This is a genomic window from Tardiphaga sp. 42S5 (genome assembly GCF_034044155.1).
Classification (GTDB): Bacteria; Pseudomonadota; Alphaproteobacteria; order Rhizobiales; family Xanthobacteraceae; genus Tardiphaga; species Tardiphaga robiniae.
Window position 1 is genome coordinate 3,664,530 of the sequence record NZ_CP139027.1, and the last position, 12,521, is coordinate 3,677,050.

Consider the following 12,521-nt stretch of genomic DNA (forward strand, 5'->3'; position numbering starts at 1 on the left):
ACGGGGATCAGGCGGTCGCGATCTTCTTGTCTTTTGAAATCGCCAGCACGATCAGCGCTGCAATAATACATAGCGCACCTGCCGCGAAAAAGGCAGGCAGATAGCTGAGCAGTACCGTGCGCGACAGGCCAGCGCCGAATGCCGCCGTTGCTGCGCCCAACTGATGGCCGGCGAAGATCCAGCCGAATACCAGACCCGCGCGTTCGGGACCGAACTTGGATGCGGTGAGGCGCACGGTCGGCGGCACGGTGGCGATCCAGTCCAGGCCGTAGAACAGCGCGAACAGCGACAGGCCATAGAACGAGAAGTCGGTAAACGGCAGCGCTAGCAGCGAGAGGCCGCGCAGGCCATAGTACCAGAACAGCAGGTAACGATTGTCATACCGGTCAGACAGCCAGCCTGACGCGATGGTGCCGACGAAGTCGAACACGCCCATCGCCGCAAGCAGTCCGGCCGCCTGAATCTGCGGGATGCCGAAGTCGAGGCACATGGGGATCAGGTGCACCTGCACCAGTCCGTTGGTGCTGGCCCCGCAGATGAAGAACGTGGCGAACAGGATCCAGAACACCTTGGTCTGGGCAGCATCGCGCAGGGCACCGAGCGCTGCCGCCATGATCGGCGAGGTGTTCGGCGCCGGAACGGCCAGCGGTTCGGTGCTGGTGTCGCCATAGGGGCGAATGCCGATGTCGCTGGGACGGTCCCGCATCACCAGCAGCACGCCCAGCGCGGCTATGGCCAGCATCACGCACATCAGCGCCAGTGCCCAGCGCCAGTTGCTGTGCTCGGTGATGCTGGCGAGGATCGGCAGGAAGATCAGTTGGCCGGTGGCCGCGCTCGCGGTAAGGATGCCCACGACGAGGCCACGGCGTGCGCTGAACCAGCGCGCTGCGACGGTGGCACCGAGTACCAGCGCCGTCATCCCAGTGCCAATACCAACGGCGACGCCCCAGAGCGCCATGAGCTGCCAGACCTGCGTCATCCCGAGCGATAATATGAGGCTTGCAGCAACGACGAGCAGGGCAATCAGGGTGACGTTGCGCAAGCCATAACGGTTCATCAGCGCCGCAGCAAACGGCGCCATCAGGCCGAACAATACAAACCGGATCGACATGGCCGAGGAAATCTCGGCGGTGCTCCAGCCGAATTCCTTCTGCAGCGGCACGATGAACACGCCGGGCGCGCCAACCGCGGCAGCGCTGACCAGCGCCGTCACGAAGGTTACGGCGATCATCGCCCATCCGTAATGGAGATTGCGGCGGGCGAGGGCAGTCGAGAGCCATCCGGAAAGCATCGGTAATCCTGCAATCAACGAGAATAGGCGTCGCGACGACCGTCGCCGCGACGATCATATCTGGGAAAGGCGGTTCAGCGAACGATGCGTTCGATGGCGATCGCCGTTGCTTCGCCGCCGCCGATGCACAGTGCCGCGACGCCGCGTTTCAGGCCTCTGGCTTCCAGTGCATGCAGCAGCGTCACGATCAGCCGCGCGCCGGTGGCGCCGATGGGGTGGCCCAACGCGCAGGCGCCGCCATTGACGTTCAGTTTTTCGCGGGGAATTCCAAGGTCGCGTTGCGCGGCCATCGGTACCACGGCGAAGGCCTCATTGATCTCGAACAGATCGACATCGCCGACGCTCCAGCCGACCTTGTCGAGCAGTTTGCGGATTGCCGGAATGGGCGCAGTCGTGAACCATTGCGGTTCCTGGCTGTGCGTGGCGTGACCATGGATCACGGCCAGCGCGGGCAGGCCCTCACGATCCACGAGGGAACGCTTCGCCAGCACCAGGGCGGCGGCGCCATCGGCATTGGCGGACGAAGCAGCGGGCGTGATGGTGCCGTTGCTGCGGAAGGCTGGTTTGAGGTTCGGGATCTTGGCGGGATCGACCTTCAGCGGATGTTCGTCATTGGCGATCTCGCGTGGTCCGGACTTCTCGACGATGGTCAGTGGCGTGATCTCTGCCTTGAAGGCGCCGCTCTCCACGGCCTTTCGCGCGCGGGTCAGCGTTTCGATCGCATAGGCGTCCTGATCTCCACGCGTGAACTGATAGGCCTCAGCGGTGGCTTCGCCGAAGTCACCCATCGAGCGACCGACCTCATAGGCATCCTCAAGCCCATCCATCAGCATGTGATCGATGATGCGATCATGGCCGACGCGATAACCGCCGCGTGCCTTCTGCAGCAAATAGGGCGCATTGGTCATGCTCTCCATGCCGCCGGAGACGACGATCTCGGCCGAACCGGCATGGATGATGTCGTGGGCAAGCATAGTCGCCTTCATGCCGGAGCCGCAGACCTTGTTGATCGTGGTGGCCCCGGTGGCATCCGGCAGCTTGGCGCCTCGGGCGGCCTGGCGGGCGGGCGCCTGACCCTGGCCTGCGGGAAGCACGCAGCCCATGAAGACTTCATCGATGCGCTCGGGTGTCAGTTTCGCGCGTGCCACGGCGGCACCGATGACGTGGCTGCCGAGCTTGTGGCCGGAGAAGGGCGATAGTTCGCCCTGGAAGCGGCCGAGCGGAGTGCGGGTGGCCGAGACGATGACGACCGGATCTGAAGCTGCGGACATGATGGAGGCTCCTTCGCGCAAGCGCGGGTCATTTGGATGACACTCATCATATGATGCGCTGCAAGATACGCAATGCCGGCCTGTGCAAAATTCTCGTGAGGTCGAGCTGCTAGCGTTTGCGGTTGATGAAACCCTGCATCAGTCGCTGCGGCTCGCCGGTCAGATAGGCCTCGCCGAACACGCCGACGCTGAGATTGACGGATTCTTTCAGCGGCAGCTCTTCCCACTGTTTCAGCAGGGCTTTTTGCGACCGCATGGCTTCGGGTCCACACTCGAGTATGGCTTCGATCGTCTTTTCGACTTCGGCATCGAGTGCGCCTTCGGCCGCAACCACATCGACCAGACCCCAATTGAGCGCGGTCGGTGCATCGATGGTGGCGGCAGTCATGATCAGCCAGCGCGCACGGCCCCAACCGATCAGGCGCGGCAAGAGGGCAGCGTGAATCACTGAGGGGATACCGACCCTGACCTCGGGCATGGCGTATTTGGAATCATGCGACGCGATCCGGAAATCGCAGGCGGCAGCAAATTCGAGGCCGCCGCCAAGGCACCAGCCGGGGATGCGGGCGATCACAGGCGCGGGAAAAGCGCGGGCGGCTTCGCAGAGATCGCGCAAGCCAGAAATGAACTTCTCGGCGGAGGCCTGATCCAGCGTCGCCATTTCCTTGATGTCGGCGCCGCCAATCATGCTCTTTTCGCTCTGGCCGGCGATGACAAGCGCGCGAATGGCGCGCTCCGTGGCCAATACCTCAATGCCTTCGCGAACACCCTTGATTGCGGCTGAATTGAGAATATTGAGTGAGCCGGCGTTGCAGATCGTCAGCCGAACTATACCTCGCGGTTCACGTTCGACACCGCAATGGGGATTGAGCATATGCATGAAATCGTCTCGTCCCTTGGCATTTCCTTGGGCCGGCGCGGATCGCCGGTCTTGCTCCTATCAATTCCGCGTCAAACTGCGGTGTTGTCAAGGCCTGCGGCCAGGTGTGCGTTGCGCATGCGGAGCAGCGTGAGTAATATGATCGACATCATCTATTTGTTTTGAATGGACCGCCGATGCGCTATTCGAAGGAACACAAGCTCGAGACGCATGCGCGGATCGTGAAGAAGGCTTCCGTGCGTCTGCGCGAAAAAGGCGCGCATGGCATCGGCGTGGCTGACCTCATGAAGGACGCGGGTCTGACCCATGGCGGCTTCTACGCGCATTTCGATTCGCGTGAGGCGCTGGTGATTGAAGCCTTCGCCTATGCGATGGACCGATCGACCGATCGCTGGCGTCAGTTGGCTGGGCAGGCGGCGCCGGATCAGCGCCTGGCCACGATCGTGGACTCCTACCTGTCGCCGCAGCACCGCGACAATCCGGGCCATGGTTGCGCCGTCCCGGCGCTGGGCGCGGAGATCGCGCGCGAGAGCCCCAAGACGCGCAAGGTGTTTGCCGCCAAGCTCGATCAGATGATTGAGATGATGTCCGAGCAGTTTCATGGCGGACCGAGCAAATCGGCGCGCAAACAGGCGATGGCGGCGCTTGCCACCATGATGGGCACCATCGTGCTGGCCCGCGCCGCCGGCAATGGCGAGTTGTCCGAAGAGCTTTTGAGCGCTGGCCGCGAGGCCGTGCTGGTCCGTGCTGCAGCGCCGAAGCCGACAGCGTCCAAGGCTGAGGCTCCCAAGAGAGGGGCTAGAAAGCCGACTGCAAAGAAGGCGGCAACCAAGGCCGTATCTCCAGCCAAGAACTGATAATTGGCACACTGCCTGCGACATTGTCGCGGCGGTGACATTATGACAGGGCGAAACTGCAGCGAGCCTGCAATTTCGCAAATCCGCCGCGCGCGCAGGGCCTTTCCAAACGCGAAAAAGCCTGATCAACATCGGGCCAAATTTGGCTTCCAGGAGGAAACGCATGCGCACGATTGGACATTTCATCGGCGGCCGTGAGGTCGAGGGCAAATCCGGACGTTTTGCGGACGTCTTCGAGCCGATGACTGGCGAAGTTCAGGCCAAGGTTGCGCTGGCCAGCAAGGCCGAGATGCGCGCCGCGGTGCTCAATGCCGCCCAGGCGCAGGTCGCCTGGGGCAACACCAATCCACAGCGCCGCGCCCGCGTGCTGATGAAATTCCTCGAACTCGCCAATCGCGACTACGACAAGCTGGCTGATTGCCTGGCGCGTGAGCATGGCAAGACTGTGCCGGACGCCAAGGGCGATATCCAGCGCGGCTTGGAGGTGATCGAATTCGCCTGCGGCATTCCGCATCTGATGAAGGGCGAATACACCGAAGGCGCAGGTCCCGGCATCGACATCTATTCGATGCGCCAGTCGCTCGGTGTCGTCGCGGGCATCACGCCGTTCAACTTCCCGGCGATGATCCCCATGTGGAAATTCGGTCCGGCCATCGCCTGCGGCAACGCCTTCATCCTGAAGCCCTCGGAGCGCGATCCGGGCGTGCCGATGATGCTCGCCGCATTGATGATAGAAGCCGGTCTGCCGCCGGGCATCCTCAATGTTGTCAACGGCGACAAGGAAGCCGTCGACGCCATCCTCGACGACGAAGACATCAAGGCCGTCGGCTTCGTCGGCTCGTCGCCGATTGCCCAGTACATCTATGAGCGCGCCGCTGCGACCGGCAAGCGCGCGCAGTGCTTCGGCGGCGCCAAGAACCACGCCATCATCATGCCCGATGCGGATATGGACCAGACCGTCGATGCGCTGATCGGCGCCGGCTACGGGTCCGCCGGCGAGCGCTGCATGGCGATCTCGGTGGCCGTGCCCGTTGGCAAGACCACCGCCGACCGCCTGATGGAAAAGCTGATCCCGCGCGTCGAGAGCCTGAAGATCGGCACCTCCGTGGATCCGTCGGCTGACTTCGGTCCGCTGGTGACCAAGGAAGCCGTCGACCGCGTCAAGAACTATGTCGAGATCGGCATCAAGGAAGGCGCCACGCTCGCCGTCGATGGCCGAGGCTTCAAGATGCAGGGCTACGAGAACGGCTTCTATATGGGTGGCTGTCTGTTCGACAACGTCACCAAGGACATGCGCATCTACAAGGAAGAGATCTTCGGGCCCGTGCTGTCGGTGGTGCGGGCTCACGATTACGAAGAAGCTCTCGCGCTGCCGTCGGATCATGACTACGGCAACGGCGTTGCGATCTTCACCCGTGACGGTGACGCTGCGCGCGACTTCGCCGCCAAGGTCAATGTCGGCATGGTCGGCATCAACGTGCCGATCCCGGTGCCGATCGCCTATTACACCTTCGGTGGCTGGAAAAAGTCCGGCTTCGGCGATCTCAACCAGCACGGCCCGGATTCGATCCGCTTCTACACCAAGACCAAGACGGTGACCGCGCGCTGGCCATCGGGTGTCAAGGAAGGCGCCGAGTTCTCGATCCCGTTGATGAAGTAAGAACACGCAAGCGGCCCGGCGCTCCCAAAGGTGGTGCACCGGGCCGTTGCATTTTCCCGGCTGATCAACAATCAACAAGAAGGGCGTGATGCAATTCGCTCTCGATGAGGAACAGACCGCCGTTCGCGACATGGCGCGCGAATTCGCCGCGGAAAAGATCGCTCCCTTTGCGCTCAAATGGGACGAGGACAAGCATTTTCCCAAAGAGGTGATGCGTGAGGCGGCGCTGCTCGGCATGGGCGGCATCTATATCCGTGACGATGTCGGCGGCTCGGCGCTGACGCGTTTCGACGCCGCGCTGATCTTTGAAGCGCTGGCAACCGGCTGCCCGACAACCTCAGCCTTCATATCGATCCACAACATGGCGTCGTGGATGATCGATTCCTATGGCAACGAAGCGCAGCGCCAGAAGTGGCTGCCGCGACTTTGCACCATGGAGCTGCTGGCGAGCTATTGCCTGACTGAACCCGGCGCCGGATCGGACGCGGCGGCACTACGCACCCGCGCTGTCGTCGATGGCGATCACTACGTCCTCAATGGCCAGAAACAGTTCATCTCCGGCGCCGGCGACACCGACGTCTATGTCGTGATGGTGCGCACCGGCGGAGAGGGCGCTGGCGGCGTCTCCACCATTGTGGTCGACGCCGGCACGCCCGGTCTCTCTTTTGGAAATAACGAACGCAAGATGGGCTGGAACGCGCAGTCGACACGCGCGGTGATCTTCGAAAATTGTCGCGTGCCGATCGCCAACCGGCTAGGTGACGAGGGCATCGGATTCAAGATCGCCATGGCCGGCCTCGACGGTGGTCGTCTCAACATCGCGGCGTGTTCGCTCGGTGGCGCGCAGTCTGCGCTCGACAAGTCGTTGAGCTACATGAAAGAGCGGAAGGCGTTCGGCAAGCGACTCGACGAATTCCAGGCGCTGCAGTTTCGTATCGCCGACATGGCGACCGAACTGGAAGCCGCACGCACCTTCCTGTGGCGGGCGGCGGCGGCGCTCGACCGCAAGGATGCCGATGCCAGCATGCTCTGCGCGATGGCCAAGCGCTTCGGCACCGATATCGGTTTCGAGGTCGCCAACGACGCGCTGCAGCTGCATGGCGGCTACGGCTATCTCGCCGAATACGGCATAGAGAAGATCGTGCGCGATTTGCGGGTGCACCAGATCCTCGAAGGCACCAATGAAATCATGCGGCTGATCGTGTCGCGCAAACTGATCGAGGGCGCGCGATGAGTTCGGACGTAGCAACGGGGACGGGCGACCTCATCGTCGCGCGAGAAGGTGCGGCCGGTGTGATCCGGCTGAACCGCCCGAAGGCATTGAACGCGCTGACGCTGGAGATGACGCGTGAGATCGCGACGGCGCTCGATATGTTTGAGGCCGATCCGAAGGTTGCGCTCATCATTCTCGAAGGAGCAGGCGAGCGCGGGCTGTGCGCCGGTGGCGACATTCGCGGCCTCTACGAGAGCGCCAAGGCCAAAGGCGATCTCGGCAAGATCTTCTGGCGCGAGGAATATATCGTCAACGCGCGGATCGCGAAATTTCCGAAGCCTTATGTGGCCTATATGGATGGCTTCGTGATGGGCGGCGGCGTCGGTCTGGCCGGCCATGCCAGCCATCGCATCGTCACCGAGAAGACTAGGATGGCGATGCCGGAAGTCGGCCTTGGCTTCTTCCCCGATGTTGGAGGCACCTGGCTGTTGTCGCGCGCGCCGGGCGAACTCGGGACGTATTTCGGTCTGACCGGACTGACGGCAAATGGTGCCGATGCGCTTGCTGCACATATGGCGGACGTCCTGATCGACACCGTCAATTGGCCGGCATTGCGCGAAGCGCTGACAAAGCTGTCGGCAGGCGCCGATGCCGCGTTGGTGATGACGACACTCAAGAAGTTTGCAGCTCCGGAACAAACCGGTCCGGTTACGGCACAGCGTGCGCTGATCGATCGCGCTTTCGCCCATGATAGCGTCGAGGAGATCGTGGCTGCGCTTGAGCGGGACGGTTCAGATTTCGTGCTGGCGACGCTCAAGGCCATGTCCGACAAATCACCGCGGGGGCTCAAGGTTACCCTGAAGCTGCTGCGGCTGGCGCGCGCGTCGAAGTCGCTCGAGGAATGTCTGTCGCGCGAATATCTCGCGGCGCTGGAGGTGTTCGACAGCGCCGATTTCGTCGAGGGCGTGCGTGCGGCCATCATCGACAAGGATCGCAATCCGACATGGCAGCCACCAGATCTCAAGGGTGTGACGCCGGAGATTGTCGCGCGTTATCTGGCGCCACGCGATGTCGCGCTCACGTTCTGAAGCGTTGCGTTCTGAACGAAAGTTGGATTTCGCCGTTTTCATCAGGCTTTAAAAACAAACAAACGATCACGAGGGCAGGACATGACCAGCATTGCATTCATCGGTCTCGGCAATATGGGTGGCCCGATGGCCGCCAACCTGGTCAAGGCGGGCCACAAGGTCACGGGCTTTGATCTCGTCGAGGCGTCCCGCGCGCAGGCTAGGGCGGATGGTGTGACCATCGCCGACAAGGCGGTCGATGCCGTGAAGGGCGCCGAGGTCATCATCACCATGTTGCCGGCCGGCAAACATGTGGTGTCGGTCTGGAGCGAGGTCATTCCCGTTGCCGCCAAGGGGGCGCTGATGATCGATTGCTCGACCATCGACGTGGAAAGTGCACGCAAGGCGCATGAACTGGCGGCTGCGCAGAAGCTGCCGTCGGTCGATGCGCCGGTCTCCGGTGGCACTGGCGGCGCCAAGGGCGCGACGCTGACCTTCATGGCTGGCGGCGATGCCAAGGCGTTCGCGTCAGCCAAGCCGGTCCTCGAAGCCATGGGCAAGAAGATCGTCCATTGCGGGGATGCCGGCGCGGGGCAGGCGGCCAAGATCTGCAACAACATGATCCTCGGCATTTCGATGATCGGCGTCAGCGAGGCCTTTGTGCTCGCCGAGAAGCTGGGTCTGTCGCATCAGGCGCTGTTCGATGTGGCGTCGACCTCGTCGGGTCAGTGCTGGTCGCTGACGACCTATTGCCCGGTGCCGGGTCCAGTGCCGACGTCGCCGGCCAATAACGAATACAAACCGGGCTTCGCCGCGGCGCTGATGCTCAAGGATCTCAGGCTGTCGCAGGAGGCGGCGAAAGCTGCCGGCGCCAGGACGCCGCTCGGCGCCCATGCCGAGAGCATCTATGAGACCTATGAGAAGGAAGGTCACGGCGGCGATGACTTTTCCGGGATCATTCATCATCTGCGGCATCTGATGCCGAAATAGCGGGAGCGTCGGCATGACCACGTTCAAGCAGGCCCGCGCCTTCCTCCTCGAACACCGCACCGATTACGACACCGCCGTTGCCGGCTTTCGCTGGCCCGATCCGGTCGACTTCAACTGGGCGCTCGACTGGTTCGATGCCGAACTCGCCCATGATCCCGTCAGCAAGGACCGGACCGCGCTCTGGATCGTCGATGCGGCCGCCAGCCGCGAGACGAAGCTGTCGTTCGAGGTACTGTCACGTCGCTCCAATCAGGTTGCCAATTTCCTGCGCGCGCAGGGGCTGAAGCGCGGCGATCATCTGTTGCTGCTGCTCGGCAATGTGGTGCCGCTGTGGGAGACCATGCTGGCGGCGATCAAGCTCGGCGTCGTCATCATTCCTGCCACCACGCTGCTGACCTCGGATGAATTGCAGGACCGGCTCGATCGCGGACGTGCCAAGCTTGTGGTGGCGGCAGAGGACCAGGTCGCCAAGTTCGGCAGCCTGAAGACCGCGGGGATTGGTCAGATTGTCGTCAACGCCACGTCGCCACATGACGGCTGGCTCGCCTTCGAAAGCTCCGCGGATTTCCCCGATACATTCACGCCGGATGGTTCGACCAAAGCCGACGATCCGATGCTGCTCTATTTCACCTCGGGCACCACGGCGAAGCCGAAGCTCGTGCGGCACAGCCAGCGCAGCTATCCCGTCGGCGGACTCTCGACGATGTTTTGGATCGGACTGCAGCCGGGTGACGTGCATCTCAATATCTCTTCACCGGGCTGGGCCAAGCATGCCTGGAGCTGCTTCTTTGCGCCATGGAATGCCGGCGCCACCGTGTTTGTCGTCAATCAGCCGCGTTTCGACGCTAAGGGCCTGCTTGCCACCATCGGCCGCTGCGGCGTGACGACACTGTGCGCACCGCCGACAGTGTGGCGGCTCTTCATTCAGGAGAAGCTTGCCACCTTCAAGGTCGCGCTGCGCGAAGTCTGTGGCGCCGGTGAGCCGCTCAATCCGGAAGTGATCGATCAGGTGAAGGCGGCCTGGGGCCTCACCATTCGCGACGGCTACGGCCAGACCGAGACCACCGCGCTGGCCGGCAATTCGCCGGGCCAGACCGTCAAGGTCGGCTCCATGGGCCGTCCGCTGCCGGGCTGGAAGGTTCGCGTTGTCGATGCCGATGGCAATCCGGCGAAGGAGGGCGAGGTCAGTCTCGTGCTTGGCGTCGATCGCCCGGCAGGATTGATGCAGGGCTATCAGGCCGAAGACGGTAGCGTCAGCGGTGCAAGCGGTGAGATCTATCGCAGCGGCGACGTCGTATTTTCCGATGACGATGGCTATCTCACTTTCGTCGGTCGCTCCGACGATGTGTTCAAATCCTCGGACTATCGCATCAGCCCGTTCGAGCTGGAGAGTATCCTGCTGGAACACGATGCCGTGGCTGAGGCCGCCATTGTGCCGAGCCCCGATCCGATCCGGCTCGCCATCCCCAAGGCCTATGTGTTGCTGATCGGCGATACCGCGCCGTCCAAGGCGACGGCGCTGTCGATCTATCAGCATCTGCATGTGCGTCTGGCGCCGTTCAAACGTATACGGCGGATCGAGTTCGTGACCGAGCTGCCGAAGACGATTTCGGGCAAGATTCGCAGGGTCCACCTGCGTCGGCTCGAACACGCCGACGATCGCAGCGATCCTTTGCGCGGCGTCGAGTTTCGCGAAGAGGATTTCCCCGAATTGCAGGCACTCCGTACGGCGGGATCGCAAGAGGGCGAGCGGTAATTTATCGCGCTTTGCATGGCTGCAGCGCGCAATTTCGCTTGGCGTCAGGGTATGCGCTGTGGAATCTGCGCCCCGCAACGCAACTGGATTTTGAGGACTGAGACTGAATGAGCGCGATGATCGAACGTGATGCCTATATCGCCATGGTGGGCAAGGAAGTTGGCGTGTCGCCCTGGCACATCATGGACCAGAAGCGCATCGATGCGTTTGCTGCGGCGACGGAGGATTTTCAGTTCATCCATGTCGATCCCGCGCGTGCGCGCGAAACGCCGTTCGGCACGACGATCGCTCATGGCTTCCTGACCATGTCGATGCTCTCGGTGTTTTCCTATGAGGCGCTGCCGCAACTCGCCGATGTCGCCATGGGCGTCAATTACGGCACCGACAAAGTGCGCTTCGTGTCGCCGGTCAAGGCGGGATCGCGCATCCGCGGCCGCTTCACGCTGACCGAGGCGACGTTGCGCAAGCCGAAGGAATTGTTCACGCGCACCAGCGTGAGTGTCGAAATCGAAGGCGAGGACAAGCCGGCGCTGGTCGCCGACTGGCTCGGCCTTGTCTATTTCAATTAAGGAGCAAGCTACATGACCATTCGATTTGACGGCCGCGTTGCCATCGTTACCGGTGCCGGCAATGGACTGGGCCGCGCCCATGCGCTCGGCCTCGCGAAGCTCGGCGCCAAGGTTGTGGTCAACGATTTCGGCGGCGCGCGCGACGGCAGCGGCGGTTCGCTGACGGCGGCGGAAACCGTGGTTGAGGAAATCCGCGCAGCCGGTGGCACGGCGATGCCCGATGGCGCTGATGTCTCCAACTTCGAGCAGGTCAAGGCGATGGTCGACAAGGCCACCAAGGACTGGGGCAGCGTCGACCTGATGTGCGCCAATGCGGGTATCCTGCGCGACAAGTCGTTCGCCAAGATGGAGCTCGCCGACTTCGCCAAGGTGCTGGACGTGCATCTCACAGGCACCTTCTATTGCTGCAAGGCGGTGTGGGAAGGTATGCGCGCGCGCAACTACGGGCGCATTGTGCTCACCACCTCGTCGTCTGGTCTGTACGGCAATTTCGGTCAGGCCAATTACGGTGCTGCTAAGACTGGTATGGTCGGCCTAATGAATGTGCTCGCCGAGGAAGGCCGCAAGACGGACATCCGCGTCAACATCGTGTCACCGACGGCCGCCACGCGGATGACCGAGGAACTGCTGCCCGCGCAGGCGCTGCAACTGATGAAGCCGGAAGCGATCACGCCGGCAGTTGAATATCTGCTGAGCGAGAATGCGCCGACCAAGACCATCATGGGTGCTGGTGCAGGCTCTTTCGCGGTCATCAAGATTCTCGAAAGCGAAGGTGTCAATTTCGCCGAAGCTGACTGGAGCCCGGACACGATTGCCGCGCATTTCGCTGACATTAGTGATATGTCGAAGGCCAAGGCGCTGGAAGGCGCTTTCCATCAGACCCAGAAGTATGTCGAGCAGGCCGCCATTCGCTTGGGCGTAAAGGCCTGATCGGCGGCTTCGCCGGATCGTGTGACCTTGACTGAGC

Annotated in this window: 11 protein-coding genes; 8 read left to right on the forward strand and 3 right to left on the reverse strand. The window is 62.4% G+C overall.

Annotated features, from left to right (window positions below):
- Positions 1 to 7 precede the first annotated feature (7 nt).
- From SFY93_RS16905 to SFY93_RS16915, 3 genes are all read right to left on the reverse strand, one after another.
- Positions 8 to 1,291 (reverse strand): MFS transporter, encoded by a 1,284-nt coding sequence (locus tag SFY93_RS16905; protein WP_320443938.1) that lies wholly within the window; start codon positions 1,289 to 1,291, stop codon positions 8 to 10.
- A gap of 74 nt (positions 1,292 to 1,365) precedes the next feature.
- Positions 1,366 to 2,562 carry an acetyl-CoA C-acyltransferase gene (locus tag SFY93_RS16910; RefSeq protein WP_320443939.1) on the reverse strand — a complete coding sequence of 399 codons (1,197 nt, stop codon included), beginning with the start codon at positions 2,560 to 2,562 and terminating at the stop codon, positions 1,366 to 1,368.
- A 109-nt stretch (positions 2,563 to 2,671) separates the two neighbouring features.
- The gene (locus tag SFY93_RS16915; RefSeq protein WP_320443940.1) at positions 2,672 to 3,442 is read right to left on the reverse strand and encodes an enoyl-CoA hydratase; all 771 of its coding nucleotides are present in this window, start codon (positions 3,440 to 3,442) and stop codon (positions 2,672 to 2,674) included.
- A gap of 176 nt (positions 3,443 to 3,618) precedes the next feature.
- Here SFY93_RS16915 and SFY93_RS16920 point away from each other — a divergent pair, with 176 nt between their 5' ends.
- The 8 genes from SFY93_RS16920 to SFY93_RS16955 all read left to right on the forward strand — a co-directional run bounded on the left by SFY93_RS16920 (position 3,619) and on the right by SFY93_RS16955 (position 12,484).
- Positions 3,619 to 4,299, forward strand: a complete 681-nt coding sequence (locus tag SFY93_RS16920) for a TetR/AcrR family transcriptional regulator (protein ID WP_320443941.1) — start codon at positions 3,619 to 3,621, stop codon at positions 4,297 to 4,299.
- Between the two features lie 163 nt (positions 4,300 to 4,462).
- Positions 4,463 to 5,959, forward strand: coding sequence for a CoA-acylating methylmalonate-semialdehyde dehydrogenase (locus tag SFY93_RS16925; protein WP_320443942.1), 1,497 nt, complete (start codon positions 4,463 to 4,465; stop codon positions 5,957 to 5,959).
- A gap of 88 nt (positions 5,960 to 6,047) precedes the next feature.
- A complete protein-coding gene (locus SFY93_RS16930; RefSeq protein ID WP_320443943.1) occupies positions 6,048 to 7,193 on the forward strand; it encodes an isobutyryl-CoA dehydrogenase in 1,146 nt (381 codons plus the stop codon).
- Entirely contained in the window at positions 7,190 to 8,260 is a 1,071-nt protein-coding gene (locus tag SFY93_RS16935) for an enoyl-CoA hydratase/isomerase family protein (protein WP_320443944.1), read from the forward strand. The genes SFY93_RS16930 and SFY93_RS16935 overlap by 4 nt, the downstream gene beginning before the upstream one ends.
- 81 nt (positions 8,261 to 8,341) lie before the next feature.
- A complete protein-coding gene (gene mmsB / locus SFY93_RS16940) occupies positions 8,342 to 9,229 on the forward strand; it encodes a 3-hydroxyisobutyrate dehydrogenase (protein ID WP_089267276.1) in 888 nt (295 codons plus the stop codon).
- Positions 9,230 to 9,242: 13 nt separating this feature from the next.
- A complete protein-coding gene (locus tag SFY93_RS16945; RefSeq protein WP_320443945.1) occupies positions 9,243 to 10,985 on the forward strand; it encodes an AMP-binding protein in 1,743 nt (580 codons plus the stop codon).
- 107 nt (positions 10,986 to 11,092) lie between these two features.
- The gene (locus SFY93_RS16950) at positions 11,093 to 11,554 is read left to right on the forward strand and encodes a MaoC family dehydratase (RefSeq protein ID WP_320443946.1); all 462 of its coding nucleotides are present in this window, start codon (positions 11,093 to 11,095) and stop codon (positions 11,552 to 11,554) included.
- 12 nt (positions 11,555 to 11,566) lie between these two features.
- The gene (locus SFY93_RS16955; RefSeq protein WP_320443947.1) at positions 11,567 to 12,484 is read left to right on the forward strand and encodes an SDR family NAD(P)-dependent oxidoreductase; all 918 of its coding nucleotides are present in this window, start codon (positions 11,567 to 11,569) and stop codon (positions 12,482 to 12,484) included.
- Positions 12,485 to 12,521: the final 37 nt, after the last annotated feature.